General features: G+C 41.3%; 30 protein-coding genes. 18 read left to right on the forward strand and 12 right to left on the reverse strand.

Annotation, left to right across the window (positions count from 1 at the left end; all coding sequences use genetic code 11):
• Nucleotide 1 precedes the first annotated feature (1 nt).
• The gene (locus B3C94_RS21765) at nt 2-1,192 is read left to right on the forward strand and encodes a hypothetical protein (RefSeq protein ID WP_293907726.1); all 1,191 of its coding nucleotides are present in this window, start codon (nt 2-4) and stop codon (nt 1,190-1,192) included.
• Nucleotides 1,193-1,442: 250 nt separating this feature from the next.
• On the opposite strand, the gene B3C94_RS21770 is transcribed toward B3C94_RS21765, so the two are convergent.
• Complete coding sequence (locus B3C94_RS21770; protein ID WP_293907728.1) at nt 1,443-2,135, reverse strand: hypothetical protein; 693 nt, start codon at nt 2,133-2,135, stop codon at nt 1,443-1,445.
• A gap of 76 nt (nt 2,136-2,211) precedes the next feature.
• Nucleotides 2,212-2,793 carry a helix-turn-helix domain-containing protein gene (locus tag B3C94_RS21775; protein WP_293907730.1) on the reverse strand — a complete coding sequence of 194 codons (582 nt, stop codon included), beginning with the start codon at nt 2,791-2,793 and terminating at the stop codon, nt 2,212-2,214.
• A 960-nt stretch (nt 2,794-3,753) separates the two neighbouring features.
• On the opposite strand from B3C94_RS21775, the gene B3C94_RS21780 reads away from it, so the two are divergent.
• The 4 genes from B3C94_RS21780 to B3C94_RS21795 are packed head-to-tail and all read left to right on the forward strand — an operon-like array spanning nt 3,754 to nt 10,083.
• Nucleotides 3,754-4,128 carry a hypothetical protein gene (locus B3C94_RS21780; protein WP_293907732.1) on the forward strand — a complete coding sequence of 125 codons (375 nt, stop codon included), beginning with the start codon at nt 3,754-3,756 and terminating at the stop codon, nt 4,126-4,128.
• 18 nt (nt 4,129-4,146) lie between these two features.
• Complete coding sequence (locus tag B3C94_RS21785) at nt 4,147-5,535, forward strand: TlpA family protein disulfide reductase (protein WP_293907734.1); 1,389 nt, start codon at nt 4,147-4,149, stop codon at nt 5,533-5,535.
• Nucleotides 5,532-8,744 (forward strand): SusC/RagA family TonB-linked outer membrane protein, encoded by a 3,213-nt coding sequence (locus B3C94_RS21790; protein ID WP_293907736.1) that lies wholly within the window; start codon nt 5,532-5,534, stop codon nt 8,742-8,744. Before B3C94_RS21785 ends, B3C94_RS21790 begins: the two co-directional genes overlap by 4 nt.
• Nucleotides 8,745-8,748: 4 nt before the next feature.
• Entirely contained in the window at nt 8,749-10,083 is a 1,335-nt protein-coding gene (locus tag B3C94_RS21795) for a RagB/SusD family nutrient uptake outer membrane protein (RefSeq protein ID WP_293907738.1), read from the forward strand.
• Between the two features lie 44 nt (nt 10,084-10,127).
• On the opposite strand, the gene B3C94_RS21800 is transcribed toward B3C94_RS21795, so the two are convergent.
• The 5 genes from B3C94_RS21800 to B3C94_RS21820 all read right to left on the reverse strand — a co-directional run bounded on the left by B3C94_RS21800 (nt 10,128) and on the right by B3C94_RS21820 (nt 13,344).
• Nucleotides 10,128-10,517, reverse strand: a complete 390-nt coding sequence (locus B3C94_RS21800) for a hypothetical protein (RefSeq protein WP_286752153.1) — start codon at nt 10,515-10,517, stop codon at nt 10,128-10,130.
• A 141-nt stretch (nt 10,518-10,658) separates the two neighbouring features.
• Nucleotides 10,659-10,910: a hypothetical protein gene (locus B3C94_RS21805; RefSeq protein WP_293907743.1), complete on the reverse strand. Its 252-nt coding sequence runs from the start codon at nt 10,908-10,910 to the stop codon at nt 10,659-10,661.
• Nucleotides 10,911-11,150: 240 nt separating this feature from the next.
• Nucleotides 11,151-11,831 carry a hypothetical protein gene (locus tag B3C94_RS21810; protein WP_293907745.1) on the reverse strand — a complete coding sequence of 227 codons (681 nt, stop codon included), beginning with the start codon at nt 11,829-11,831 and terminating at the stop codon, nt 11,151-11,153.
• A gap of 35 nt (nt 11,832-11,866) precedes the next feature.
• On the reverse strand, nt 11,867-12,874 hold the full coding sequence (locus B3C94_RS21815; protein WP_293907747.1) for a helix-turn-helix domain-containing protein: 1,008 nt from the start codon (nt 12,872-12,874) through the stop codon (nt 11,867-11,869).
• 89 nt (nt 12,875-12,963) lie between these two features.
• The gene (locus tag B3C94_RS21820) at nt 12,964-13,344 is read right to left on the reverse strand and encodes a hypothetical protein (protein WP_293907749.1); all 381 of its coding nucleotides are present in this window, start codon (nt 13,342-13,344) and stop codon (nt 12,964-12,966) included.
• 190 nt (nt 13,345-13,534) lie between these two features.
• Here B3C94_RS21820 and B3C94_RS21825 point away from each other — a divergent pair, with 190 nt between their 5' ends.
• From B3C94_RS21825 to B3C94_RS21855, 7 genes are all read left to right on the forward strand, one after another.
• A complete protein-coding gene (locus B3C94_RS21825; RefSeq protein ID WP_293907751.1) occupies nt 13,535-14,569 on the forward strand; it encodes a hypothetical protein in 1,035 nt (344 codons plus the stop codon).
• A gap of 100 nt (nt 14,570-14,669) precedes the next feature.
• A complete protein-coding gene (locus B3C94_RS21830) occupies nt 14,670-15,053 on the forward strand; it encodes a hypothetical protein (protein ID WP_293907753.1) in 384 nt (127 codons plus the stop codon).
• A 444-nt stretch (nt 15,054-15,497) separates the two neighbouring features.
• Nucleotides 15,498-16,142, forward strand: coding sequence for a DUF6266 family protein (locus B3C94_RS21835; RefSeq protein WP_293907755.1), 645 nt, complete (start codon nt 15,498-15,500; stop codon nt 16,140-16,142).
• Nucleotides 16,143-16,212: 70 nt separating this feature from the next.
• Entirely contained in the window at nt 16,213-16,767 is a 555-nt protein-coding gene (locus tag B3C94_RS21840) for a DUF6266 family protein (RefSeq protein ID WP_293907757.1), read from the forward strand.
• A 14-nt stretch (nt 16,768-16,781) separates the two neighbouring features.
• Nucleotides 16,782-17,225, forward strand: a complete 444-nt coding sequence (locus tag B3C94_RS21845; RefSeq protein WP_293907759.1) for a DUF5675 family protein — start codon at nt 16,782-16,784, stop codon at nt 17,223-17,225.
• 44 nt (nt 17,226-17,269) lie between these two features.
• A complete protein-coding gene (locus tag B3C94_RS21850) occupies nt 17,270-17,584 on the forward strand; it encodes a hypothetical protein (RefSeq protein ID WP_293907761.1) in 315 nt (104 codons plus the stop codon).
• Nucleotides 17,571-17,741 carry a hypothetical protein gene (locus tag B3C94_RS21855; protein WP_293907763.1) on the forward strand — a complete coding sequence of 57 codons (171 nt, stop codon included), beginning with the start codon at nt 17,571-17,573 and terminating at the stop codon, nt 17,739-17,741. The genes B3C94_RS21850 and B3C94_RS21855 overlap by 14 nt, the downstream gene beginning before the upstream one ends.
• A 117-nt stretch (nt 17,742-17,858) precedes the next feature.
• On the opposite strand, the gene B3C94_RS21860 is transcribed toward B3C94_RS21855, so the two are convergent.
• The 3 genes from B3C94_RS21860 to B3C94_RS21870 all read right to left on the reverse strand — a co-directional run bounded on the left by B3C94_RS21860 (nt 17,859) and on the right by B3C94_RS21870 (nt 21,260).
• On the reverse strand, nt 17,859-18,782 hold the full coding sequence (locus B3C94_RS21860) for a helix-turn-helix domain-containing protein (protein WP_293907765.1): 924 nt from the start codon (nt 18,780-18,782) through the stop codon (nt 17,859-17,861).
• A 76-nt stretch (nt 18,783-18,858) separates the two neighbouring features.
• On the reverse strand, nt 18,859-19,854 hold the full coding sequence (locus B3C94_RS21865; protein ID WP_293907767.1) for an aldo/keto reductase: 996 nt from the start codon (nt 19,852-19,854) through the stop codon (nt 18,859-18,861).
• A gap of 164 nt (nt 19,855-20,018) precedes the next feature.
• Nucleotides 20,019-21,260, reverse strand: a complete 1,242-nt coding sequence (locus B3C94_RS21870; protein ID WP_293907769.1) for a site-specific integrase — start codon at nt 21,258-21,260, stop codon at nt 20,019-20,021.
• 292 nt (nt 21,261-21,552) lie between these two features.
• On the opposite strand from B3C94_RS21870, the gene B3C94_RS21875 reads away from it, so the two are divergent.
• The 4 genes from B3C94_RS21875 to B3C94_RS21890 all read left to right on the forward strand — a co-directional run bounded on the left by B3C94_RS21875 (nt 21,553) and on the right by B3C94_RS21890 (nt 23,511).
• Nucleotides 21,553-21,720, forward strand: a complete 168-nt coding sequence (locus B3C94_RS21875; RefSeq protein WP_293907771.1) for a hypothetical protein — start codon at nt 21,553-21,555, stop codon at nt 21,718-21,720.
• Nucleotides 21,710-22,105: a response regulator gene (locus B3C94_RS21880; protein WP_293907773.1), complete on the forward strand. Its 396-nt coding sequence runs from the start codon at nt 21,710-21,712 to the stop codon at nt 22,103-22,105. The genes B3C94_RS21875 and B3C94_RS21880 overlap by 11 nt, the downstream gene beginning before the upstream one ends.
• Before the next feature lie 14 nt (nt 22,106-22,119).
• Nucleotides 22,120-22,989 carry a helix-turn-helix domain-containing protein gene (locus B3C94_RS21885; protein WP_293907775.1) on the forward strand — a complete coding sequence of 290 codons (870 nt, stop codon included), beginning with the start codon at nt 22,120-22,122 and terminating at the stop codon, nt 22,987-22,989.
• A gap of 261 nt (nt 22,990-23,250) precedes the next feature.
• Entirely contained in the window at nt 23,251-23,511 is a 261-nt protein-coding gene (locus tag B3C94_RS21890; protein WP_293907777.1) for a hypothetical protein, read from the forward strand.
• A gap of 118 nt (nt 23,512-23,629) precedes the next feature.
• Here B3C94_RS21890 and B3C94_RS21895 read toward each other — a convergent pair whose 3' ends face one another.
• Nucleotides 23,630-24,196 carry a hypothetical protein gene (locus tag B3C94_RS21895; RefSeq protein WP_293907779.1) on the reverse strand — a complete coding sequence of 189 codons (567 nt, stop codon included), beginning with the start codon at nt 24,194-24,196 and terminating at the stop codon, nt 23,630-23,632.
• A 56-nt stretch (nt 24,197-24,252) separates the two neighbouring features.
• A complete protein-coding gene (locus B3C94_RS21900) occupies nt 24,253-24,642 on the reverse strand; it encodes a DUF1398 domain-containing protein (RefSeq protein ID WP_293907781.1) in 390 nt (129 codons plus the stop codon).
• 159 nt (nt 24,643-24,801) lie between these two features.
• Between B3C94_RS21900 and B3C94_RS21905 the strand changes: the two genes are divergently transcribed.
• Together B3C94_RS21905 and B3C94_RS21910 are read left to right on the forward strand one after the other, a co-directional pair.
• Nucleotides 24,802-25,377, forward strand: coding sequence for a Crp/Fnr family transcriptional regulator (locus B3C94_RS21905; protein WP_293907783.1), 576 nt, complete (start codon nt 24,802-24,804; stop codon nt 25,375-25,377).
• Between the two features lie 66 nt (nt 25,378-25,443).
• Nucleotides 25,444-25,887: a carboxymuconolactone decarboxylase family protein gene (locus B3C94_RS21910; RefSeq protein ID WP_293907785.1), complete on the forward strand. Its 444-nt coding sequence runs from the start codon at nt 25,444-25,446 to the stop codon at nt 25,885-25,887.
• The last annotated feature ends 153 nt before the right edge of the window (nt 25,888-26,040 follow it).

Raw genomic sequence — 26,040 nt, forward strand, 5'->3', positions numbered from 1 at the left:
TATGGAAGCGAAACAATTCTTACTTAGAGATATCCAGTTATATTTAGAAAAAAAGCTCATCCAAATATCGCCTAATACTATTGAATGTTCTCTATCAAATTGGCTATATCCTGATGGTAAATTGAATATTGAACTTCCAGCGGAATTCTCTATTTTTGACTATAGTCATGTTGCACAACTAAGTTTCATAACAGTATCTAATTCTAATTTCCTAAATGAAAAAGAATCTTTATTGATTGAAGGTTTAGAAAGGTTGATGGGAAGACCAGCTTCAAATAATTCTTTTGTACCTTCGACTTTTCATAATGATGCAATATCTCTTTTAGGACTTGCGCTAGGAGCTGATTTGATAGGCAATAAAACTCGTTTAAATTTTTACAATTGGCTAAAAAGTTTTGTAAACCTAAGTAATGATAACCTTCCAGAATGGAAAAAGATTCTATTGCATGCCGCTCTTTGGATAACCAACAAGGAGACTAAAATTGATGCTCATTATTCATCTGATAATCTAGATCTATTATTTGCACTTCGCTCCAAAGGCTTTGAATGCTTCCAGGAAATAGATATAAATGAAGTGTATGCGTCTATCTGCAGACTAAGCGTTTATGAAGAGACCGATACAATTCAAATTATAGCAAGACTACAAGCTATAAATTATTATTTATTTCATTCTACATTTTTTTCATTGGCAAACCCAAATTTGAATCAGCTCATAACACTTTTGAATAATTTGCCTGGCTCTTTTAAAAGATGGATATGGGAAGAAAAAGCCAAAACTACTACTGGAACCCCACAGAAATGGGATATTCAAAATGAATATCATGTGCAAAGTTTATTATATTATATTTTAGCTCCAATCTTCCCTGACATTGAATCTGAATTTTATTTGGAACCGGTAGGATCTTTAAATTCTAGAGCAGATATAGGCCTGCCCGGATTGAATCTGATTATTGAAGTGAAATTTTTGAGAAAGACTAAAAAATTCCATGATATGATTGAAGAAGTTGCCGCGGACAATTCTCTATATTTCAAAAGGGACAGTGTATTTAAGAAAAAATATTCTCGAATGCTCGTATTTCTTTGGGACGATTCTGGAAGAATTGAAGAGCATCAAACATTTAAAAATGCGGTAGACGGTTTGGAAAATATTATAGGAAGCATAGTGATTCCTAGACCGGGAATGATGATTTAATTTAGGGTAAAATACACTGTGCTAATCAAATGAAAATTGTTGACAACATTTCATGTTTCATTCCCATTGATTAATAAAAGGGTAGACCAACTTAAGAATTGTTGATAAAAATTAAATATATATTGTATTTTTAATTGTCTCGTATTGAAAAAACTCTACAGGTAAATTTCATTCTAATTTACAAATTCAGTTGAGCTTCTTTTGCTGGATGAATCATTATAAATGAGTCGGCCATTGTGTAAAATAAGTGTTAATTATCTAAATATGAAAAAAAATAGTTGTAGCTGTTTCTTCCGTTATCATTCTCTACTGTCATCTTTGTTATGCAGGAATTTTTATATTCATATTTAAAGTTATAAATTTTAGCGATCTCTACACTGGATGTCTTCAAAATTTTGTCAAATATCGTATAACTCTGAATATAATATTTTGAATGATCGAATGGTAAATAAACAGGTAGCTCTGCATTATACATAAAGTATAAGAACACAGGATTATTATATTCCAAGTTTTTGTAGAAAATTTGATATTTTTCACTGCGGTTTTGACAATAACCTAAGCTGCTATCACATTTTTCATTGAGTAAGATTTCTGATAATCTATTATCCTCGTAAATGTATTGATAAGTGTGAGTTATAAATAATGAACTGTAATTTTGTCCTACATACCTCTTCTCTACCACCTTAGTTAATCTATCTTCTTTGTCATAAAAATAATCAGCGTCCGTATCATAATGGATTTTGTTATGGATAATTTTGTTTTTATCCAAAACTACTTTTGGGGAATCCAAAGTGTCTGAAACCCATTGATCATTTATATATGTTAGCTCAATAGAATCTTCTCCATTGAAATTAATTTTGGATATCTTTTTTATATTTTTAGAACAAGATGAACAAGATATCAAGGCGACCATTACGAAAATATACCAAAATTTAATATGCATAATATTTTTATATGATTAAAATAACGATCGTTTTCAATTCGAATTCCTGAATGAGGGTTAGTGATTTTTATAATATTTATTTTTGCTCAGGTTCGCTATTTCGAATTAATTCCAATACATCTTCCTTCGACATCTTTTCATACTTTGCAGCGTGATCTTTATGTACAAAAATCTTTGGCGAGCTATTTTTAAACAGTGGTACTATCATTTGGTTACGTGGAGATTTGCTAAGAAGATTGGTGATTTCAGTAAATTTCCTTTTTTCGAGTGTCTTATCCATTTGTGAATGGAGGTATTTCGCTGTCGTTGGTTTATTTAAATAACCTGCCGAAATGAGACGATCTAGTTCATTAGCTAATAAATTTTCTGTCGACCTTAACTTATTACCTGTACTTTCTGATATTGCTGTTTGGGTAGATGAAGGTAAATCATTTAAATCAATCTCCTTTTTGGAGAACTCAACAAATTCCTTATATGAAACTCCCCAAACAAGTGTACTAATCCTGTCGGCTTCATCTAGGCTCAACTTTCTTTTTAAACGTTCAAAGGCACTGTAATCCGATTGTTTAATACCAGCGAGTGTTGCTACAGTTTCTTGGCTTAATTTATATTTTAGTCTCAAATATCTAAGTGCTTTTGAGAATTCTTCGTTTGCCATTTCAAAAATAGATTTAATTTTATTTGATTTACTCTATTTATATATGTATATTTGTCATGTAGTTATAGCGAAAAGTAGGGTAGTATTCCCAACTTCACGATGTCACTCTCGTTCCGAAATCGCCAAATTCCCACGAGATGACCGTAGGTTCGCCATATCTCTGTGTAATCTGTATATTTGTATAAATTACCAGAGGGTGGACCTTATGTCAGTCTTTTGGGGAACCCTAACTTAGGTTAGGAGGGCGTTTGGCGATGCCTGGTCAGAAGCATTAAGGTTCATTCTTTGGTTTTTGCTCTGTTAGATCTAGAACATTCAAGAGTAACATCGTTCACATAAAACCAAAACAATTATGAGAACGAAACGAACACACACCACCCATCACCAGCATTCGATCAGAGATCGATTGACGAGGTATTCCCGCAAATCACTTTTAAAGAACATATTCCGCGCACCCGAATAGGTTGCATTCCATCAAACACAGGCTGTAATGAGCAATAAAAAGGGGAGGTCTTGACTTTCACTAAAACGAAAAGACAGCTGAACCTCGTTCAGTTCAATTTCTCGCTATTTATGCCTGTCACCGACCTATACATTTATGTAATTGCATTAAAAGGTAATATTGCCAATGATACAGCTTGATTTAATATTTGCACCTTAAAATTAAGCAAATTTTCATTCAGTCCAAACTTTTTACCTGTAGTTTTATTGCAATACAATAGTTGTGGTAGGTCGGTCTTTACTTCTTTCCGGCAGGGAGCGCCATAATTAACCCTATTTATGCTTTGAAATTGTATCAAGGCGCTTTTCGGACTTTTAATCTTATTTGTCCATTTGGCATAGGTCGCATTTGATCTGTGCAGTGACAAGCCTTTTTAACGCGAAAAAATCGCGAAGGGGGATGCTATGCCTTTATTTAAGCTAGTACCTCTGGTTTGTCATACTTGATGAAACTAAATTATGAACCAACAAGCAAACAATATGCTACCCTTTGAGCTAGCATGTTATGAAATATACGACAATGGATACGATCCATTACATACCATTCGGGAGTTCTGGTCCCAACATACCATCACCGACTGTCAGGAAAGCCTGTGGGCACTCTTTGAAAACTATAGGAAGAGCATAGTACAGGAAGATGCTGCCGACGTAAAGCAGATGCATACCTTTTTGATGAAAGTGTGCCGTGTGCTGATCGCTTATTTCCTTGTGCACTTTCGCAAGATCGAAATCGATGCGGTGCCATTTGCGTTTGCAGAACCTGCAGAAGTAATTACGGCGGATTTGGAAGCCAAACAAAGGATCCACAGTTTCTTTAACCGAATTGCTGAATAATACTTAATCCACAAGCAGATGATAAAAAGATCTAATCTATTCACTGCCTTATTGGATAAGGTAGTCAATATTCCAGTTATACAGATTACATTACTTGTAATCGTGTTCTTACTAGTTTTTCAATCCTATTTAACTTGTTTTTTAAAGGCATTGAAGAATACAACAATGCTTTTTACTTGCATTGCTGTATTTCATATGTTTAGTTTATCGGCTCAGACGCCCCGCAAGGACAGCGGGGCTGATGGGCCAACTCCGCTGCAGATCGGTGATACAATCCCCGAAAAATTATGGGACAGTGAGTTTTCCTTTTTTAATGAGCAATTGAATAGTACCCAGAAAGCTTCACTTAAAGAGTTTAAGGCGAGACCGCTGGTGCTAGACTTTTGGAATACCGGATGTGCTCCATGTTTAACCGGGCTAGCCAAACTTTCTGATTTCAGCAGAGGTTTGGATATAGGCCTTGTTGCAGTCTCAGAACAGACGGAAAAGTCCATTTTGTCCTTTTTTAAAAGGAATGATCTATTAAAAGGTACTGGTCTGAGAAGCATTATAGCTGACAGCAGATTGAAAAGTTATTTCCCGCATGAAAGTATACCTCATCTAGTATGGATAAATAAAGAGGGCGTCGTTGTTGGCCTCACAGGAAGCAAGGAAATCACGAAAGATGACCTGCTTAATTTCGCCACAAAAGGTGTATTGCATGCGGAACTCAAACCTGAGCTCCAGCCGAATTTCCATCGATTTATAGTGGATATGGAGCTTAATCGAAAGGTACAATCTACCCATGACAGTCTATTGGGCTATGCAATTATTACTAATCATATAAAAGACATTAGCCCTTTTGAAAAATCTAAGGTCGGTCCCTACGAGATTATTTCTTATCGAAATAGATCAATTCTGAGCTTATATAGATTGGCCTATGCAGACCGCTACAAATTTGCCGCTAATCAGATCATCTGGAATGTTTCTGATCCGGAAAGATTCGAATATTATCTTTCTAAAGGCGAGGGTATAGCATACTGGGAGAAAAAAAACCTGATCTGCTTTGAATCAAAATCCATAGGAAGGATCAATATGGCTGATCTCTTGAACACCTGTCTGGGCTTAAATGTCTGTGTAAGGGATTCACTAGTTGAATGTATTGTTGTAAAGGCGTGCAAGGGGAGGACCACCATAAGACCTAAATTGGGCAGGGAATTTAAATCGCTAAAAAATCTGATCAAAGATCTTCGCATGAGTAGGCCTAATTGGCAGATTATTGATTCAATAAAAGGCGAAGTTCGTATTCCCAATTATTCAGTGAAGGACTTTGAGACGAAGGACAAGCTCTGTAATTTCTTCAAAGAAAACGGTCTCATTGTCGAAAAAGACAAAAGAATTGTAAACTTCTTAATTATACAGCGATGAAACAGTTGAACTATTATATATTATTGGTCGCAACTTGTTTTATTTTGCGGCTCGATGTTTTTGCACAGAATCCTGTCATGCTAAAAGGCCGTGTGCAGAATCAAGAAGGAAAGGCGCTTTCAGATGTCAATATTATTTCGGTAGGAAAGGGCAACTTTAAGGTTCAGAACAATGGTACCTTCAATATAAACAGTCTTTCGGTCGGCGATACCCTCAAATTTTCGCATATATCCTACGTACCCAAATCATATGTTGTCAGGTCGAATGACCTGAATATCCTGATCGTACTGGAAAGTAATTCGATCCGATTGCAGGAGGCTGTATTCTCTACAGGTTTTCAGTATATTCCAAAAGAACGTGCTACTGGATCGTTCGAGAAAATAGATTCACTTTATATCAATCGCTCACCAGCACCTAATATTTTGACACGTGTCAAGAGCATGATCTCTGGTATGTATTCGGATAATGCCAATGCTAATTTTAACAATACAGGGAAATTTGCAAATGAGTCACTCAACATACATGGGGTTAGCTCAATCCGAGGGGCCAATTACCCTCTGATCATTGTCGATAATTTTCCCTATAGTGGTGATATAAATGCCATTAATCCGAATGATGTGGAAAATATCACTGTCTTAAAGGATGCTGCCGCCAGTTCCATTTGGGGAGCACAGGCGGGCAATGGTGTTATTGTTATTACCACAAAACGAGGTAAACAAAACTCATCGCTGGTGGTAGAGGCGAGTCAAAATACCGCAGTCATCCAAAAACCTGATCTTTTTAAAAGACAGGCTATTGCAAATGCTGACCTGATTGCGGTGCAGCTGGAATTATACAATAAGGGTTATTACAATTCGAATATAAATTCGAGATCCAAACCCATCCTTCCCATGGCAATTGAGGCCATGGAGAAAAAGAAAAAAGGATTGCTTACCGAAGAGGAATTGAATGATGTCTTGGATACGTATGGTCAGACGGATATTAGAAATGATCTATTGAAATATCTTTATCGGCCTGCAATCAGTAGGCAATATTCTTTTTCAGTGAGTGGCGGCGGTGACAGGAATAGTTTTCGTATATCAACAGGGTATGACCGCTCAAAAGGTGCTCAGGTGTCCTCAGATAATAATAGGTTTACGCTGAAGGCTTATAATAAACTCAAGCTGACGCGAAAACTAGAGGCGGAGCTTGATATGATGTATGCTAGATTAGAAAGCAGGCAGACGCAGCTGCTCAGCTACTATGACAATTCCGGGAGCAGGTATCCATATTCTTCATTGGCAACTGCAGACGGCCAGTTTCTTTCAATACCCTATAATTATAGCATTGGCTATATCGAAAGTTTAGCTGATCCTAATCTGCTGGACTGGACATATAAGCCCTTGGAAGAATTACAGCACAATAAGGGCAATGCTGTGCTGAACAGCTTATTGACCAGCGCCTCGCTAAATTATCAGATCAACAAACTGTTTGGACTGAGTTTTAGGTATAGAAACGAAATACAAAAGAACGATGATGAGACGGTTTTCGACCAGTACTCCATAAGATCAAGAGGAATGGTCAATCTATATACCAATGTCGGCACAAATGGAGTGGTCAATAGACCGATACCTGTTGGGGGGATACTTGAATTCGGAAGCAATAATGCCGTTTCACATTTTGGTCGTTTTCAGGTAGATTTTAAATGGAACGATCATCCTGATCATAGGGTGAACGTAATACTGGGGTCAGAAGTCAGCGCGAAAGCCGTTAAGGCGTTTACGGATGGAATGTATGGTTATGATGGGGAAAAGCTAATATATAGTACCCAAATCGATTATATGAATAGGTATCCTACTTACAATAATCTCGCATCCAATGCACAGATACCTTCTTTTGTAACCAAGAGCCAGACAAACAATAGATACGTATCATTATTTGGAAATGGATCTTATACTTTATTGAACCGTTATACGGTAAGTGGCAGTTTCAGAAAAGATGCTTCCAATGTTTTTGGCGTCAATACAAATGATAAATGGAATCCGCTCTGGTCGGCTGGATTGAGCTGGAATATAAAGAAGGAACGGTTTATGGAATCTATTGCTGTCAATGAACTGAAATTCCGGGCGACATATGGTTTTAGCGGGAATATTGATCCCTCACGTTCGGGGAATACAACAATTCAATACAGCACACTTAACGCCTTGTACGGTATTAGTTGGCCATCAGCGCAGGTGCTTGTTGCTCCCAATCCTTCTTTACGCTGGGAAAAAATAAAAACATTTAACCTGGGACTTGATTATTCCCTATTCAATAGCCGTATTTCAGGAAGTGTGGATATGTACTGGAAAAAGTCATTTGATCTGATCCATCTCTACCCGCTGGATCCGACGGTGGGTTTAATCAGTCAGCTTATGAATGTGGCAGATGTAGACGGAAGGGGTGTTGATATTCGTTTATCGTCCATTAACTTCAATAAACGGTTTAAATGGCGGACTGATTTTATCTTCACCTACAATAACAATTGGGTAAAAAAGACTTTTGTTGATTATCCGGGAGCTTCTTCTTTGGTGTCCAGTTCTTTTATTGCCTATAAAGATGTGATGCCCTACGCCATGTATAGTTATAAGTTCGCGGGGCTTGACCCGCAGACAGGTGAACCGATGGGATATTTTAATGGCGAAGTGTCAAAAGATTATTCAAAGATGGCGGGAAAACAGGCTCCTATTGAAGATTTGAAGTTACATGGGTCTAAAAGGCCGCTGATCTACGGTACTGTAAACAGCTTTTTTGATTACAAAAAATTTAATCTGTCCTTTTCGTTGGCGTATCAGTTTAAATATTTTTTCAGACGGCCTTCCATAAGCTATTCAGATCTTTACAGCAGGGGGGATGGTCATCCTGATTTTTACAGTAGATGGCAGAAGCCGGGCGATGAAAAGTCGACCAATATACCTGCAATGACTTATCCATTGAACAAAGCGGACGGATTTTATGGAAATAGTGAAGTGTTGGTTGAACCGGGCGATCATATCAGATTGCAGGATATCAAACTACAATATCGGTTGGGTGAGATTAGTCCCTTGCGCATCAGTCAATTAAGCTTCTTTATTTACTTAAGTAATCTCGGAGTAATCTGGCGCAAGAATGATAAGGGCCTTGATCCGAGTTACCCAAATGCAATTCCGGTTCCCAAACAGTACACTTTTGGTGTCAATCTAAAATTTTAAAAACATGAAATCAAAATATTATCTATCGCTATTTTATTTTGCCTGTTGTTTGTTTATAACATCGTGCAAAGAATTTTTGGAAGAAAAGCCCGATTCCAAACTTAATACGCCGAATAGCAACATTGAACTGCTCGCTATTTTGGACAATCATTCGTTCAGAAATCCTGGGCTTCTAGAGGTCGCCTCCGACAATTATTACCTGACAGATGCAAATTTTAAAGCCATTTCAATGGTAGAATATCGGGAGGCTTATCTCTGGTCAAAAGAACCGACTGAAAATAGCTTTTGGAGTAATTCTTACATCACTATTTTTTACGCTAATGTGGTGTTGGATTATCTTGATAAGGTAAATTATCTGCCGGATGGTCTTAGTCGTAATGAGCTGAAAGGGATGGCCTTATATCACCGTGCCTTTTCTTTTTATTCACTTGCACAGGTATTCTGTAAATATTATAACAAAAACAGTGAAAATGCCTTTGGAATAGTCCTTAAGACCAATTCGGATATAAATGAAAAATTACAGCGGTCAACTTTAGGTGAGACATATAATCAGATAGTACAGGACCTGGAAGAGGCTGTTGGGCTTTTATCGGATAAAAAATATGAATACCCAACCAGACCTAATAAAACAGCGGCTCTGGCGCTGTTAAGTAGAATATATCTGGGAATCGGACAATATGAAAAATCATTGGCATATGCAGATAGGGTGCTGGCGACTGGTGGAAAAACAATTGATTATAATCAAATTAAAAAAACAGGACCCCGTCCATTCGATGCCTACAACGACGATATTCTCTTCTATGCCATGATGGTACCTACAAGTATTTTATTGGAAGATAAGGCTACTGTGGATACGCTGCTGTATAATAGTTATGCCAAGGAGGATAGGAGAAAAGAATTGTTTTTTACGAAAAATGCTAATGGCACCTACGCGTTTACCGGTAATTATAACCCTTCTGGACAGGAAATATTTATCGGATTGACTGTAGGAGAAGTTTTATTGAATAAAGCCGAAGCTGAATGTAGGAGTGGAAAAATTAACGAGGCAAAATCAACGCTGTTGGAATTATTAAAAAACAGATATTCCGAGATACCAATCTTACCAGTTAACGAAGAGTCCCTGCTGGAATTTATTCTTTTAGAAAGACGGCGCGAACTAGTCTTTAGGGGGCTGAGGTGGACTGATTTAAGGCGGTATGCTGCTGAGAATAGGATAGTTGATCTTAAAAGGAGAATTGACGGTGAAGTAGTTTTGATACAGGGAAAGAGTGTGATGGAATTTGCTTATAAAATTCCGCTGCAGGTCATTGAACGGGGTGGCATCGAACAAAATCCATAATCGAAAGTGGGACAATATTTATTGTCCCACTATTCTTTACCTACTTAGTTATGAAAACGCACTTTGTTGGTGTCTTGAGGTTCGTTTTTTAGAATCTGGTTTTCCAGTTCATTTAAACTTCCTTGAGTAGGTTTCCCACTTCCATTATCTTCACCATGCACCTCACACAATTGTGCCCCAGTGCTACAGGAAGGAGATGTAACTGGCGTATAGTTGTCTGGATCCATTATTTCATCCTCATAATTAGGATCAGAGGAATTTGGTCCAGTATACTGGAACCATTGATCCGGAACAAATGTGGATTGTTTTTCAATATTAGACTGCTTATCCACTTTCTTTTCCATTGCATTTACCGCGAATGCGATACCTAGTACTAAAGTCAATGCCGAGCCAACGGTAATTAGACTTCTTTTAATGCTCTTTTTTGAAATCATGGTTGTGGTCTTTTTTATACGGTCAAAAAAAGGTTGCCTCAAAAAACTTTGATTAATTTTTATGTTGTGGGTTGTCTTTTAGCAGACCTCGCTGGCTGGCTTTGCATCCCGATGCGCTGCCTGCCTGTTCCCAGATGACCCCTAAGGGCCATCCGGGATTTCCGTGAATAGTGCCCCTTTACGGTTGTGCGAACTTCGCTGTACAACTCTCTTCTGGGCGAAGGCAATCCGATGTGGTAACGTGTCCAGCTGAAGCAGGTCTTTGACTAGTCTGCAGACCAACCCCTTGGGCATAGACAGCAGCTGCACCTGCGTCCTCAGGGACGAGTATAGCTTTCCGATGCAACGGAAAAGGGCTGTCATCCTGTTCAATGTATAGTGCATGCTGTTCATACAACTTTTTTTACCTGATCCATTTGTCTGTTGTCAGCGGCGCCTCTTTAGCATGGCCTGCCCACTTGACTTTTATTAGTTCTTCGTTTTTATGCCGCTAACTTTTACGTCGTTAACTTATACCAAAGTTCGGCCTTAAAGGAGCGCTGGGCTTGACTGAATCTGGAGAGTAGTATATACAGGTTCGGAATAATGAAAGGGTATAGCAATAAAAAATCCCCTCACGAGGGGACGCGACAGTTAAATTTTCAAAGGTATTGTGGTGGCTTCTTGGATAATCTCGTCAATGAATGCCAGATATTCGTTTTCGCTTTTAAAATTTGGCTTAATTTTCCGGTCTACCCTGTAAAGAATATGATCGCGTATAAAGGCTTCTTCAAAAGCGGAACAGATAATTACATATTTATGTGCCAGGTCAATCTTCGAAAGAAGATGATTTACTTCAAGATAATCACCACCGCTGCTCAATATCAGTATCTCGGCTTTAGCAGCAGACAGTTCCAGCGTTTCTTCACGAATTTCTATTAAACGTGGGTGTTTGGTGAGGGTTGTCACGACATCCACTTTTGATAGATTGATCATCTGCCAGGCCACATAGCTATAGTTCGATTTAAAGGGTAATGGCTGCCGTGGTGCCGCTATCTTTCTCGCATGGGACAAAAGATAATAAAGCATACCTTTTGGAGAATAAATGTTGCCAGCAGCATTTGCTGCCTTGAGTACCTCTTCATCAAGCTGATAATTTTCAGGAAAATAGGAGGCGGCCATTTCGATAGAAATACGTAGCGGGCCATATTTCCAGGCTCTATATTTGCCACAGACTTTTCTCGAAATAATCTTGCTTTTGTCAGCTGGCTCAGCTACAAAAAGTTGTCCGATCGCGCTGAAAAATTTTACGGTTTTTTGAATGATTTCTTTCATGTTTTTAGGTTACTAGGTTAATTTAACAATGAATTTTATAAATAGTCTTGGGTATATCGCTTAAAAAACTCCGTTGCGGTCATGCCGGTTTTCTTTTTAAAAAAGCGTGCAAAACTGCTGGGTGACGAATAGCCCAGTTCATAGGCGATCGCATCGGTATGCATACCGTCCACGATATATTTCTTGGCGAGATCCAGCATAAATTCTATTTTCAGCTCTTGGGGACTCTGTCCATAATAAAGCTGGATAAGCTGATGCAGATAGTCCATACTGATCCCGAGCTGCCAGGCAATATCTTCCAGTTTAAAATCCTGACCATGCTCGGCTGTAGCCTGCTGAATGGCTGCATGGGCTTCTTTGGATTTGATTTGGGATTCCGAAATCTTGTCATATTCTTCAAAGATCTTTTCCTTGGATAGCTGGATTAGTTTCTTGATACCCCAAAGGATATTGACCTCACTGTCGAGGTCGCCTTTCTTGATGTTTGACGCTATGGCTTTCATCAATGAAATAGTTCGGACGCCGGCACGGAAATCGATGCTGCACCATACATGCGGATCTTGTTGTCGATAGGCATGGATCAAGGGGTGAAGAAATTGGAAGGGACGCTCATTGCCATCGCGGAAAATGCTGCCGCGGAAATAAAAATTAATGAGGGTATACTTTCCGGCAGGAACATGGATTTCATAATCACCTGTGGTTAAGTAGAAGTAACGGCCGCGATTGTAAGAAATGCTGTAACTGATCCGCTTTCTTATATCCCTGATCTGAATGGCACGATCTTCCGTGATGAGATAAAAGATATGCATATCCGAACGCGTGGCTTGTATAGGAATAACAATGTCGCCGGGCAGATGCAGATCCAGTATATTGATGTAGCCGAGCATGCCGTCAAACTGCTGCAGGCAGGCCTGCCCATTTTGGTTTTCGTAATGTTCATAGTCTGCATTGGACATACTTATTCGCGGCTTGAGCGAATCAGTTCTTGGACTGAGTGGCTCGCCAAATACCTCTGCGAGATCGATCTGTAATGTTTTCTTCATAATGGGTATAGGTCAATATAATCCCCCCGGTCAGGATTTCGGGATGATCGGGGGAAGTGGTTTTTGGATAACGTAGGATCGATCAGGTGCTAGGTCATTCTGTAGGAGATCCGAATAAACAGAGGGGTGAACGTCATCCGCACCCCAACATCCTGCCATTCATCGAGGCCGTGAACTATAAGATCCTTAAATTCCGGATCATCATCATCACCCTTGTCTTCTTTTTGAAATTGAAGCACGTTGCCCTGCATGAGATAATTGCTTATCGCAGTGCCCAGTTGTTTACGATCCGTATCGGAAAGCTTGTAAAGCTGCTGCACCTGATGGGTTTTCAGATTAAAATTGTGTTCCATCCAGACTGCAAAATCGTCTTTAAGAAGTTGCATCTCCAGTGCTCGCTCCGCTATTGGCAGAGCGAGAATCATGGCTACTTTTTGCGCCACGCCTGCATTGCTAAAGTTCTCTTTCATTCAAATTGTATTTTTGCAAATATTTATTTAAATAGATCAAATTAGCAACCGCCGTGTCCTAACCTCCGGGATTTTGGAGGAAAGTCTTCTTTTGAGCGAATAAATTTTGCTTAATATTTGATTTTATTTAGTAAATTAGGTGTGTAAACCAGTAGAAACCTAAGCCATTTAAGAGACCTTGACGTAGCATATGAAAGTATTAAAACTAACGGTGGAGAGTTTTCTCATCTCCATGCTTTTTAATTTAATCGGAAATCACGGTATTTATCTGAATCGATTTTGGACACAGACCTATTGGATGTGGACAGTGGCATTTGCAATTGCGATTGGTACTGCGGTCGTGTTCACGCAGATGTTTCTCAAAGCCTTTTGGACTTATTGGCAGAAGCAGTATCCTGATCGGATACTCATGAGCAAGGGGAGGATCAAGACCAAGAGTATACCCAAAGGCCAACTCTTCTGTGCAATTCTTGCTACAACTACACCGATTCTATCCATTTATCTCTTCTTTATTTATTTGTTCGCTACGCACCGAAGGGAAGATACGTACAGCTTGTTTAGAAGCTATCTGTTGCATTATATGCCTTTTATTGTTACAGGCTGTGTAGCTTACGTAAGCTATGTTTTTCTTAACGGCAAATTATGGTGGCTGACAACTGAAAATGTAATAGCACTGTTCGGGAAAGAGGTTTTAGCGCAGCGTAGCCTTGTTGAAAATACAGCAGAAAAAGAAGTTGTCATAGCACCTCCAAGTGTATTGGATAAGACTATCGTAATCGGATCACTCTATGATGTGCTGCACAGCCATTCGCCATTCAATCCCAATACTTTGGGGACGGATGCTGTGCGTATGTTTGATGTTCCTTTTTATTTTTCCCAAAAAAGAAAAAAGGAAGTCATCCTCATCAACGGTACCCGCTTGGAGGCCAATCATTTCGTGCAGGAGCTAGAAAGATTGGGGCTTGATAAATGGTATTTTCGTATCAATAGCACCTGCAGGGTAAATATGATGCACGTGCGTCAACCGATATTGCCAAATGCCACTTACCTGGAGTTCCGCAAGGAAGTGTTTGACAGCCTCAAGTTGAATATGACGGAATTGGAGATCAGCAACCTGCTGCAGATAACGGAATGGATGCGCAAAGAAAAAAAGCTAAAGGATTTTTTGGATAACGTCAATAAGTTAGAGCATGAGGGATGGGATTACCTTTTACCGCTCAATTGAATCATCCCATTTTATAAACTTAGATAGACCGAGCGCAGTAGGCAACAGGTCTGCTGCTGCGCTGGATTTCGGCGGTTAGTCGAGCTAACCTTACCCGTTTATGTTTTTTGTTAAAGGATCTCCTGATCAGAAGGAGATTAATCCTCATTTTGTGTCCAATGCGACAGGTATTCGCCTAAAAATCCACTATTCTTTTCAACTAAAACCAAGCATCGAAAATACGCCTTTAGAAGCTAAGCTGGACCGTATCCTTGACCTGCTGCAGGAACAGCAGTATACCGAGCTCCACAAGCTGACAGGTACGATGACCATCCACGAAGTCGCCTATTTTTTGAGCAAAAGTGTGCGCACCATCGAGCGCCGTATCGCCAAAGGCCTACTCAAGGCTACCTATAAAGAGGGCAATGCGGATCTCTTCCTCAAAAAAGATGTGGTGCAGCTGTATGTGACCGAATATAAAAAATGGCCGCGGCAAATGCCTTAAATCCCTACACTATTCGGACCTGCTTCGTATTGCCTTCGGAGATGAGCTAAAGAGCAGCCACTGTTGAACCACTGCTGAACAGTAATTTCCTGTTCGGAGACTGGTCAAGGTCTGTTCAGCATCTGTACAACATCTATTGACGATCCGAAGCAGGTACGGAGCTGGTCCGAAACAAAGGCCTGAGATTGCCGAGCGCTTAGTTTTTGAAGTGCCAGACGAAGGTGTACCTGAAATGTGTCCGATTGCAGGGCTTATTTTATACCGGCTATCGTATACTCTCCGACCGGCCGCCGACAAAAGCTATGCTGCCACCGACGAGTCTCCGCCAACCTGTCTTACGCTATTGACAAAGGGCTGTGTGATGTGGTATGTTTGTCGAAGTAAAGCAATACATACCGGTATAAATGAAAGCTTTATGGGGTTTAACTTTTTAAATAAAACAACATGGCAACAATCAACAATGGTGTAATCGGAAGAGCAAGTGGTAAGGTCGGCGCGGTGATCGCCTCGTCCTGGAAATCTATCAACTACCTCAAAGGTTTGCCCAAAAAGCGGACGAAAGGGATGTCCGAAGAGCAGCTGATCCAACAGGACCGTTTTCTGAAAATCTCCAAATTTCTGATGCCGATCACGCCGATCCTGCAGGTGGGGTTTGGGCTGTCCAAAACCGATAAGATGACGCCCACAAACGTGGCGCTGCAGCTCAATATCGCCCAGGCGGTAACCGGTACTTATCCAAACTTTAGCTTGGATTACAGCAAGATCGAAATCAGTACGGGTTCTTACCTCAACGGCGGTGGAATGGAAGCTGCTGTGGATAGCGGAATTCTTTCTATCTACTGGGATACCATCCTCAACAGCCTTTACAAGACCAAGGCCGATGATCAGGTCATTATCCTGGTCTATTCACCCGAAAAGGATGAATTTATGACAGCACCAACACCGCCGACCCGTGCCGCCGGTACAATAGACATCCAGATTCCTGCCCACCTGCTTGGTGGCAAGGGGCATGTCTGGATTTTCTTTAAAGACCGCAAGGCCGAGAAAGTCTCCAAAAGTACGTATTTGGGTGAGTTTGACCTGGCTTAGCCGCTGATGGAGTAATGGAACGGGAGGAGTATAAGGCTCCTCCTGATTTTTGAACACAAAACGATAAGATATGCAGGTGATTTCTGAGTTTAAAAAGCAGGTTAAAGATCCGACACGTAAGGAGGCTGCGCAGGAGCGCTTTCGGCTGGCACGCCGGTTTTTAAATCCACTGTATCCACTTATCCTCAAGGCGTATGGCCATAGCAAGTGCACGGTGCAGGCGGCTTTTGGCCGTGCCATGTCACATACGCTGACCAATGTGATACAGGGTGAATATCCAAATTTTGAGATCGTGCCCGCCCTGGCAAAAATCAGCAATGGCATGTTGTCTACGCTCGAGGTGAGTACCTGTGTACGCGCATCCAATACGATTCAGCTGAGCTGGAATGTAACCGAATCCGCCATCAAAGATTATAGCCAATGGGACGATCAGGTTATACTCTGTGCTTACGATATTATTGGTGAGCAGGCCGCGATTAATGAACAACAGGTGCTGCGGCGGGATGTCCAAATGACGATCGAGCTGCCATCTATCCTGCATGATAGGCCGGTACACCTTTACCTATTTCTACATGATCGTGATGAAAACCTGTACTCCAGAAGTCAATACCTCGGTCTTTTCTAATTAAAATTTAGCGTATGAAATCAACGATAAAAATACTTCGTACAAAACAGGGCAAGCATAGCACGCTGTCCGAGATCTACGTGAACAATCAATTTGTCTGCTACGGTCTGGAGAATATCCCGCGGCCGGTGAAAATAAGGGGTGAGACCGCCATACCTGCCGGGCATTACCCGCTGGGTTTTAACCGCGACGGAGCAATGAATGGCCGTTACTACGACGATTACCCAAAAATGCACCGTGGTATGCTGGAGATAGGGGCTATACCCAACTTTAGCTATGTCTACTTCCACAAAGGGAATAGCTACAAAGAAACTGCTGGCTGTGTGCTAGTGGGCAATCAGTATGTGCTGGAAGATGGTGACTACCGCCTGCTAGCCTCGGGCGTCGCCTACAAAAAGTTCTATCCGCTAGTGGCCGAACTACTGCTGCAGGGGCTCGTCGAAGTGCAAGTCGAATGAACTGAGCCTCTGCTAAAGAATTGATCACCCTTAAAAAAGCAAAAATGAAAAAGATCTTCAATAAAATAGGACAGGTGCTGCAGTTGGTTCTGGCGGCACCTGTTAAACTGCCGGGAAAGGTAGGGAATGTAATAAAATACCTGGCCCTGGGGCTTGACATCGTCGAAACGGTATTGGACGAGGATAAGTCACCGCCGGAGAGGGACGATAAGGATGGTTCGGTGGAAGAGACCGGTAGGAAGCCTGCTTCTGAATTGGAAAGCGATAAGTTTACTTCGGAGGGCGTTGGAGATAACATGTCCGCTAAAAACGGAGCCGAAAATACTAGGGAAAGGAGCGCGAGGGATGAAAGTGAATGATATCCGTGTCTCAGCCATTGGCGGAACAATCTGCTCCATTTGGGCCAGCATCTCGCTGGGGGATGTGCTGCAAACTGCCCTGACGGCTGCCTTGGGTACCCTGGTCAGTTTTGCAACGAGTAGGCTACTGGCCAAATTGGGTAGACGGAAAAGATGAATTCGAATAGAAAGGCGCACAGGATCGTGCGCCTTATCACAGGATATCGCCTTTAAGGCTAAAAGCCTGCTGTATCTTGGTCCGCAGCTCTAAATAGCAGATTTTAATGATACTATCTTAGCTTGTAGCAATCCTTCTTCTAAATTCAAGGGGTGAGATTTCCGTTTTCTTTTTGAATAGACGATTGAGTGACTGCGGCTGTTCAAAACCGAGCTGATAGGCAATTTCGGCAACCGAAAGTTCGGACCTGGACAGCAGATCCTTTGCCTTTTCAATGAGTTTATGTTGGATATGGTTCTGGGCGCTCTCTCCGGTCTGCGAACGTAATAAATCGCTTAAATAGTTTTTCGACATGTTGAGCCGCCCGGCAAAATAGCCCACCTGGGGTAAACCGCTACGCCCGGTTTCATCATTGATGTACTCATCCAGTAGCTGTTCGAAGCGACTGACCAGGGGAACATTGTGCACTTTACGGGTAATAAACTGCCGGTTGTAGAACCGCTGCGAATAAACCAGCAGCAGGTCGATAAAACTGACAATGGCATCCTGGCTATAGCTGTCAATCGGACTGTCGTATTCGCTCAAAATACCTTTTCCGATATTTCGGATCTGCTCTTTTTCCCGGTCGGATAGAAAAAGTGCTTCGTTGACTTCATAGTCGAAAAAACTATAGCTGCCGATTTTGTTGGCCAGATCGTAGGTGCGGATAAAGTCGGGATGAAAAACAAGGGAATATCCGACTTCGGCAGTGGTTGTCGTGGGGTCAATGCTGATGGTCTGCCCGGGTTTAAAGAAGGTCATCAGGCCTTCCCTAAAATCGTATTGATGGGGCCCATACCGCAATACGCATTGCGCATCTTCTTTGACAGAAATGCAGTATAGGTTGAGCTGAAAGGTGGTCTCGACCGATGGATGCACAGGTTTGTTCTGTGAGAAATCGGTGATGCTAAAAAGCGGATGCCGGGGTTTGGGCAGCTGCAGCGCTTCATGATAGTCGGCGATGCTATTGACCCTGATCAGTACTGATTCTTTCTTTGACATGCTTGTATTGCCTGTTAATTGATAAACGAATTTAAGTAAAATGCCATGCTTTCTGCAAGCATGGCATTTATATTTTTTAGGACTGCAGGGGCATGCTGACATCCCGCGATCCTGTATCCAGGCCAACGGGCAGAATCGCTTCAATGCGTTGCAGTTCTTGGTCGGTCAGCAGGATGTCGGTTGCGGCGATATTCTGCTCCACATAGCGCACTCTTTTTGTGCCCGGTATCGGCACGATTCCCTTTTGGATGAGCCAGGCCAGAGCCAGCTGGGACGAGGTAACGCCTTTTTCCCTGCCGATTTGTTCGAGCTCCCGGACCAGATCCAGGTTTTTATAAAACTGCTCACCCTGAAACCTCGGGATCAGTCTGCGGAAATCATCTTCGGGGATATCGTCCGGCGATTTGATCTCACCGGTGATAAATCCGCGGCCCAGAGGGGAATAGGCCACCAGGCCGATACCCAGCTCTCGAGTCAGATCGTATACACCATTGGTCTCCACTTCGCGTCCGAATAGGGAGATTTCATTCTGTACAGCGCTGATCGGGAAGGTCGCATGTGCTTTTTGGATCTGTTCGGCACTGACCTCTGAAATGCCTAGAAACCTGACCTTGCCCGCTGTAACCAGTTCGCCCATGGCACCGACAGTTTCCTCAATCGGTACATTGGGATCGGGACGGTGCATATAATAGAGGTCAATTACATCGGTATTGAGGTTTTTTAGGGAGCGCTCGACAGACTTCCGGATATAATCCGGACGGCCGTTGATGCGCCAGGTCACCTGTCCGTTATCATCAATCTCAAAGCCGAATTTGCTGGCCAGGATAAATTGATTGCGTTGGCCGCGTATAGCTTTGGAAATCAATCTTTCGTTTGCAAATGGACCGTACAGATCGGCTGTATCCAAAAAGTTGCCGCCCAGTTCCAGTGACCGGTGGATGGTAGCGATAGATTCCTGCTCGTCGGCCTTGCCGTAGATATCTCCCGTGGATGCAAAACTGCTCATCCCCATGCAGCCTAAGCCGATCATTGGAATTTCAAGTCCCTGCTTGCCTAATTTTCTTGTTTTCATCTGCTTCTCATTTTTGTTAACCAAATTTACGGCGTAGGACCGGTCGCAGGCTTAACCCAATTACAGAATGTTGTAACTGAATTACAGATCGTAACAGGTCGGTGCCGTTTAATAGCAGATGACTGGAGGCAGTTTATTCCAATTGCCGCGAAATAGTGCTTCGGTTAAGCGACTCTGAATTTTTCTCTATAAGCATCTTCGAGGTACTGTCCCAAGGTTCTTGTCCTTTCTGTATCAATGGTACTGATGTACCGATGAAACATCTGCTCGGTACTGTGACCTGTGGCTTCCATCAATAGCGGTGTGGGGATTTTACCGTAAAAATTTGAGGCAAAGCTTCTTCTTCCGATGTGGCTTGTGATCGCTTCCCATTTTTGGACAAACATTTCTATGGCACGGAAGCCCTTTCTTTTGCGGACTTTGACCAGACTATTGATACCGGCTAGTTCCGCCACTTCTTTGATCTGCAGATTATACTTTTGTGCGGTAAGCTTCTGTGGAAAAACATTTAAATTTCCGGATAGGATGGTGAGTGGAACCGGATGCAGAGGCAGCAGGATTTCTTTTTGCGTTTTCTGCTGGACGAATGAGATACAGGGTTTTCCCTTGATTATTTCCAGGTTCTTGATATCGAAATTCATGAAATCAGAAATACGCTGTCCGGTATAGCAGCTGATGATCAACCAGTCGCGTGCTGCTTTTAGGCTCGGGGGAACATCCATTTCCTTGAGTTTGACCAGTTCATCCTCATTGAGGGTGACAAAAAGATTGACTTTCTTTTCCTTGGGGAGTTCAAGTTCATAGACGTAGGTTCTCACGCCTCTTTTTTCCAGAAAATTGAGTACCGTTCTGACAAAATGTATTGTCCGGCCAATCGTACTTTTATTATATTCTTCTATTCCGCCAAATTCGAGAAACTCTTTAACAAAGGCTGCATTGACTTCATGCAGCAGAAGGTGTTTTTGGCGATGTCCTTCAAAACGCTCGAGCAGGTGGAGAAATACCCGGTACCGTTTGGAAGTCGGTTCGGAAATAAGGTGGGCGCGGCTCCGGATATAGGCCTCTACATAATCTAAAAGGCTGTTGCTAGGGCGGCTGTTCTTTGTACCATCACAATTTTCTCTGATGATCTTACGGAGTCTGGCATGCGAAATTTTGATTTTTTTTTCGGTGACAGTGCGCAGGTATTCGGCGATGCTGATTTTGAGCTTATCGAGCTTGCTGTTTAGATTTTTATTTTTTTTGAGGTAGATATTTTGGGGACGCTGTTTTTCAAAATCCCATAAATCGGCAGCAATTTTAAGGGGTGTATTGATTACATGTTCGGTCTGAAAATCATCAAGGATCGTAAGGGATATTGTTGAAAAAGGGGAGGAGTATAGCAGCGTAAATTTAAAGTTTATCATTGGACGTAATTCTAGTTTTCTGAAAATAAATATATAAGTTTTTCAGAGAAGTCCAATTCAGACTACAGTCCCGATATTCAAATGTAACTATTTTACTTTACAAAAAATAATCTAATAAACATTATTAAAAACTAGACCTTAATAGCCAGTCTTTTCATGATAAATTCTGTCTGAGCAGATAATTTGATTTTTTTATTCTTTATAAATCAGTCAATTGTAAAAAATTAGTAGTCTGAATTGGACTACAGTTCGTCGTAACTAACGCATATTTCAAACTTAAACGCAGTCGAAAATGAAAGATCAAGTAAAGGCTAAACAGAATTATATACCACCTGCAATCCATGTAACCATAGTGGAAATGGAAGATGCTTTCGGAGCTAAACAGGTGGCCTGTCGGGAGGGGACTGAACAGGACTATCTGGCATTGGATATTTTGCAGAAGGGAGAAGATGCAAACTGAGATTGGACGGAAAATAAAAATAGCATTCGTAGACGACAGTCTGTTGCAGCGAACGCTTATGAAAATAGCGGTCGTCAACCATGAAGCATTTGATCTAAGTTTCAATTGCAGCAATGGACTGGAGCTACTGAAAGAACTTGAACGTACCGCTGATCTACCCGACGTATGCCTTGCAGATCTTCACATGCCTATTATGAATGGGCATGAGGCGGCGCTTCATATCCGCGATAAATATCCATCGATCAAATTATTTGGTTATACGACGACAGATAATGTCCTGGAACTCGAACGGTTTAAGGCCAACGGTGCACTTTTTATTTTCGATAAAACCAATCCGCGAATGACTTTAGAAGAGATTAAATTTTGGTTTAATGACGACATCTGATCTTCATTAATCAGGTGATAGATACACAGCATAGCGTATTGATGAACAGTAAGGCGATAGAATTTGAAATTATACAGTTAAAGGAATGGCAGCAGCAGGGCTTTCCCTGCTGGTATAGCGGTCAGGATCTTTTCCATATTCTGGTACCCTTTGATCCTATCGAGATCTGCCTGGAGCATGATTCTTTTAGCATCGAAGGCAACACGCTGATTTTTATTGGTCCGGCAAAAGATTTTACAGTAAGGCAATCCGCTACGACCGACGGCTATCTGATCAGGTTTACTTCGCGGTTTTACGAAAGGTCTTCCCCAGATCGGATATTGATAAATTCGGGACTTTTTTTTGACAGTGAAAGATTTCTAAGGGTTGTTAAAAACAGAATAAAACAGGAAGAGATGAGAATGCAGATCATGGAAAATATCGGGGGGTATCCGTCAGGGAATGCAGCTGTATCTTCACTGCTTGTCCATCACTTTATCGAATCACTCCTTTTACAGGGGATATGGGACATAGATTTTGATCAGGAACTTATTAGCGGTAAGGACAGTACGTTTCAGGGCATGGCTAATCGTTTTTCCATACTGGTACACAAACATTGTAAGAAAAACTGCAACGTAAAATTCTATGCAGACAAACTGAATATCACACCAAGGAAGCTAACTATGCTATGTACTGAAGTCTGGAACAAAACGGCTAAAAATGCAATTATCGATATCGTTGTGAAAGAGTCACTGCGTTATATTGAACATACGGATCTTTCGATTTCCCAGATCTCCTATGAGATGGGGTTTTCAGATGAATCCAATTTTCGTCATTTTATCAAAAAACATTCCGGCTCCAATCCGATTCAGTACCGCGAAAAAATGCGCAGAGCCATACAGTGATAAACACATGAAATTCCCTTTTTTTTGGGAAAGCAAGCAAAAAAAACTGGAACGAATCCCTTCGCTCCAGAGTCCATTAGTATTATCTTGAATAACAACTCGCAAAAAAGTTGTTATTCAAAAGTAAGGAGTTAAGCAGTGTGAAAGTAGGTGAAAAAAGGCAATAAACGTGTAAAAAGCAACAGCAACCTTTTTGAAAAAGTTGGCTAAAAGAGCAAAAATTGGAAACGTAAAGAAATTTGGGTACTTAAAAAATTGATTATGGAAAAATTTCAAGAACAGCGACAGGAAGATGATGCAGACAGTGGACGTAAAATCAGAGAAGCCACCTTACAAGATGCGGAGATAAGACGGTTGCGGGAGAAACTCAAATCACTCCTGGTCGGATTTGCTGCGCATAAGCTAGTCGGAGGTGAACTTCGGCCTTGCTTTACGGATCAAAAGATTCAGGAAGAATATGATCACACGGTTTTGCTGATCGAGGAGAGGCATAAGGAGATAAAAAGGTTGTTTGGGCGGTAAAACAGGAAGAAAGAATATTCAGGAACGATATGTTGTACGCTGCTACTCTTGTCTACCGATGGGTTCAGGGTGATTGTTAAAATAGATTTTGCCATTTGTTTACATTATAAATTTTGAATCATTCTTGTCGGTATACCATGTCTTTGCTCAGGCAGTGTTCTTCCCAGGGTATTGTGATAAGCCGGCTATGCGCGTTTTGGGGAATGATACTTTTTGATGTAGGCAGGTAAAAGTGGTTTTTGTTACCACTCCTCAGGGTATCGTGTAGATCGGGGATCTTTTTGAGGCTGCGCTGCAAGGCAGCAAAAAATGCTTTTGCGGATTTGTCTGCTTGCTTCATGATCTGCCGTAAGTGGATGATTTCTCTTGTTTTGTCAGTTTCATAACCGCCGCTTCCAGCAATGGTACATTCGGCTACAGGCGAATCATAGAAGACACCTGAATCTACAATAGCTTCCTGATCTGAAAAAGGATAGGTGGACAGGTAAAAACCATGATAATCCACTGATGAAAAGCTTTCCAGAAATGCCGACTGATGTTCCTTGCTGTATTTTACATAATTTCGTTTGCCTGAACGACGGTTTATCTTCTCAATATAGGCATGCCCACCATGTTTTTCCATCGTTTCACCGCAATACTGAAAAAATAGCTCCGCGGGTATAGCAATCCAAAAGTACTGGCCCATTTTCTTTCCTGTATTTAATTTAACTTCGATGTGTATTTGCGCAATTGCGGATTTTGTTAATGCGGTATTTCTTCTGACAGAATTTCGTTTCCGGCTTTATCATAGTACACACAGCTCATCTTGTCTAAGTCAACAGTCCATTTTTCGATACCACATGTTGCACACATCGCCATAAAAGTGGGGTAATCTGTTTTGCCCTGTTGATGCTCTTTTAAACCTTTTTTGAACTGTTCTGCATCAACAGTACCACCAATGGTCAATGGCTCATGACTAGCTGCTGAGCTGGTTTTGTAGTGATTATCCCCATAATAATCGCTGTGGCCATTCGCAACAAAAACGTCGTAAGCGGTAACACCTAATTTTTTGATGCCCTGGATATAGGCAGGGAAGTCCGCGCCTGATTTTACGTTGCTGTGAGCAGCTTTTATTTGTTCTATTGTAAACATGTTTTCTTGATTTACACCTGTTAACCCCTCTCAAATATCCTTCCATTTGGTAGTTAAGTAAATAAACTAAAGAATCAAAGCGCCAACCGAAGTTGCGGAGATTATCTTATTTTTTATTATCTTAATAGAACTAAAGATAATGAAAACAGACTTAAAATAATGCTTGATCAGTTCAAAAAACACCTGGATAAATTTATAAAAATTTCTGATGATGAATTTGTCGATATAACCGGATATTTTGAGCCGCAGAGGCTTAAGAAGAAGGAAAACGTTCTGACCGAAGGGCAGATCTGCAAAGCAAGTTATTTTGTACTGGATGGAATTCTACGAAAATTTTTTATTAACGAAAAGGGTGTGCAACAGACAACAGAATTCGCCATTGAAAACTGGTGGATGACAGAAACCTTCTCTTATATAAATCAGACTGCCACAGAATTTTACATCCAGGCTGTACAGCCAACGGAGGTCTTGGTCATTCGCCAGCATGCCTTCGATGATCTACTGGAAAAGCACCCGGTCATGGAAAAATATTTTCGTATGGTGTACCAGAAAGCGTATGCCGCCGCACAAATGCGTGTCAAGATGCTTTACGAGCACTCCAGGGAGGAGCTATACCGTCAATTCCTCAAAAACCAGCCTGCGTTCCTCCAGCGCGTACCTCAATATCTCGTGGCTTCCTATCTGGGCTTTACACCCGAGTATCTCAGCGAAATCCGCAAAAAGAATTTTTCTTAAACCCGTTTAAGTTTTTCCGGTTCTCCATTTTCCAAATTTGTAGTAACAAAACAAAAAATAAGAAACATGGAAAAACGAATCAACATCAGCACAACAGAACCACAGGCATTCAAAGCAATGTTGGGATTGGAAGGTTATCTTTCAAAAATTGAGATCGCGCAAACGCTTAAAGAGCTCGTCAAAATCCGTGCATCACAGATCAACAACTGTGCGTACTGTATCAGCATGCACACCAAGGATGCCATTAAAAACGGTGAAAGACCGGAGCGCATCTTTTTGTTGAGTGCCTGGAAGGAAGCGACCAAATTTTTTACCGAGGAGGAGCAGACCATACTGGCAATGACAGAGGAAATAACCCTTATCCACCAGCAGGGACTAAGTGAAGAAACCTACAGTAAGGCGTCCCAATTTTTTACTGAAAATCAGATTGCTCAGATCATTATGCTCATCGTGACCATCAATGGCTGGAACCGCATTGCCTTGAGTACGCATCTGCAAATAGAAGATTAAAGGGCAGGAATACAGGGATCTGTAGCGATAAACCAGATGTATTTCTTTAGATCCCTTTATTCGAAACTTTCTTAATTAAAAGATGGTGTCAATGCACGGCTTTGAAAAATTTTGATCGGCAGTGGTATCCAAAAATTAGGACAAGGCCAGGTA

Source organism: Sphingobacterium sp. UBA5670 (assembly GCF_002420705.1).
Classification (GTDB): domain Bacteria; phylum Bacteroidota; class Bacteroidia; order Sphingobacteriales; family Sphingobacteriaceae; genus Sphingobacterium.

What these genes read in the sequence shown, in the direction of transcription:
- B3C94_RS21890 (WP_293907777.1), top strand. Translation starts at nt 23,251, where the DNA reads ATGGAAAAATTTCAAGAACAGCGACAGGAAGATGATGCAGACAGTGGA.
- B3C94_RS21805 (WP_293907743.1), bottom strand. Translation starts at nt 10,910, where the DNA reads ATGAACAGCATGCACTATACATTGAACAGGATGACAGCCCTTTTCCGT.
- B3C94_RS21855 (WP_293907763.1), top strand. Translation starts at nt 17,571, where the DNA reads ATGAAAGTGAATGATATCCGTGTCTCAGCCATTGGCGGAACAATCTGC.
- B3C94_RS21910 (WP_293907785.1), top strand. Translation starts at nt 25,444, where the DNA reads ATGGAAAAACGAATCAACATCAGCACAACAGAACCACAGGCATTCAAA.
- B3C94_RS21775 (WP_293907730.1), bottom strand. Translation starts at nt 2,793, where the DNA reads ATGGCAAACGAAGAATTCTCAAAAGCACTTAGATATTTGAGACTAAAA.
- B3C94_RS21875 (WP_293907771.1), top strand. Translation starts at nt 21,553, where the DNA reads ATGAAAGATCAAGTAAAGGCTAAACAGAATTATATACCACCTGCAATC.
- B3C94_RS21895 (WP_293907779.1), bottom strand. Translation starts at nt 24,196, where the DNA reads ATGGGCCAGTACTTTTGGATTGCTATACCCGCGGAGCTATTTTTTCAG.
- B3C94_RS21905 (WP_293907783.1), top strand. Translation starts at nt 24,802, where the DNA reads ATGCTTGATCAGTTCAAAAAACACCTGGATAAATTTATAAAAATTTCT.
- B3C94_RS21785 (WP_293907734.1), top strand. Translation starts at nt 4,147, where the DNA reads ATGATAAAAAGATCTAATCTATTCACTGCCTTATTGGATAAGGTAGTC.
- B3C94_RS21900 (WP_293907781.1), bottom strand. Translation starts at nt 24,642, where the DNA reads ATGTTTACAATAGAACAAATAAAAGCTGCTCACAGCAACGTAAAATCA.
- B3C94_RS21860 (WP_293907765.1), bottom strand. Translation starts at nt 18,782, where the DNA reads ATGTCAAAGAAAGAATCAGTACTGATCAGGGTCAATAGCATCGCCGAC.
- B3C94_RS21765 (WP_293907726.1), top strand. Translation starts at nt 2, where the DNA reads ATGGAAGCGAAACAATTCTTACTTAGAGATATCCAGTTATATTTAGAA.
- B3C94_RS21830 (WP_293907753.1), top strand. Translation starts at nt 14,670, where the DNA reads ATGTTTTTTGTTAAAGGATCTCCTGATCAGAAGGAGATTAATCCTCAT.
- B3C94_RS21870 (WP_293907769.1), bottom strand. Translation starts at nt 21,260, where the DNA reads ATGATAAACTTTAAATTTACGCTGCTATACTCCTCCCCTTTTTCAACA.
- B3C94_RS21820 (WP_293907749.1), bottom strand. Translation starts at nt 13,344, where the DNA reads ATGAAAGAGAACTTTAGCAATGCAGGCGTGGCGCAAAAAGTAGCCATG.
- B3C94_RS21845 (WP_293907759.1), top strand. Translation starts at nt 16,782, where the DNA reads ATGAAATCAACGATAAAAATACTTCGTACAAAACAGGGCAAGCATAGC.
- B3C94_RS21780 (WP_293907732.1), top strand. Translation starts at nt 3,754, where the DNA reads ATGAACCAACAAGCAAACAATATGCTACCCTTTGAGCTAGCATGTTAT.
- B3C94_RS21770 (WP_293907728.1), bottom strand. Translation starts at nt 2,135, where the DNA reads ATGCATATTAAATTTTGGTATATTTTCGTAATGGTCGCCTTGATATCT.
- B3C94_RS21865 (WP_293907767.1), bottom strand. Translation starts at nt 19,854, where the DNA reads ATGAAAACAAGAAAATTAGGCAAGCAGGGACTTGAAATTCCAATGATC.
- B3C94_RS21850 (WP_293907761.1), top strand. Translation starts at nt 17,270, where the DNA reads ATGAAAAAGATCTTCAATAAAATAGGACAGGTGCTGCAGTTGGTTCTG.
- B3C94_RS21810 (WP_293907745.1), bottom strand. Translation starts at nt 11,831, where the DNA reads ATGAAAGAAATCATTCAAAAAACCGTAAAATTTTTCAGCGCGATCGGA.
- B3C94_RS21825 (WP_293907751.1), top strand. Translation starts at nt 13,535, where the DNA reads ATGAAAGTATTAAAACTAACGGTGGAGAGTTTTCTCATCTCCATGCTT.
- B3C94_RS21800 (WP_286752153.1), bottom strand. Translation starts at nt 10,517, where the DNA reads ATGATTTCAAAAAAGAGCATTAAAAGAAGTCTAATTACCGTTGGCTCG.
- B3C94_RS21795 (WP_293907738.1), top strand. Translation starts at nt 8,749, where the DNA reads ATGAAATCAAAATATTATCTATCGCTATTTTATTTTGCCTGTTGTTTG.
- B3C94_RS21790 (WP_293907736.1), top strand. Translation starts at nt 5,532, where the DNA reads ATGAAACAGTTGAACTATTATATATTATTGGTCGCAACTTGTTTTATT.
- B3C94_RS21840 (WP_293907757.1), top strand. Translation starts at nt 16,213, where the DNA reads ATGCAGGTGATTTCTGAGTTTAAAAAGCAGGTTAAAGATCCGACACGT.
- B3C94_RS21880 (WP_293907773.1), top strand. Translation starts at nt 21,710, where the DNA reads ATGCAAACTGAGATTGGACGGAAAATAAAAATAGCATTCGTAGACGAC.
- B3C94_RS21815 (WP_293907747.1), bottom strand. Translation starts at nt 12,874, where the DNA reads ATGAAGAAAACATTACAGATCGATCTCGCAGAGGTATTTGGCGAGCCA.
- B3C94_RS21835 (WP_293907755.1), top strand. Translation starts at nt 15,498, where the DNA reads ATGGCAACAATCAACAATGGTGTAATCGGAAGAGCAAGTGGTAAGGTC.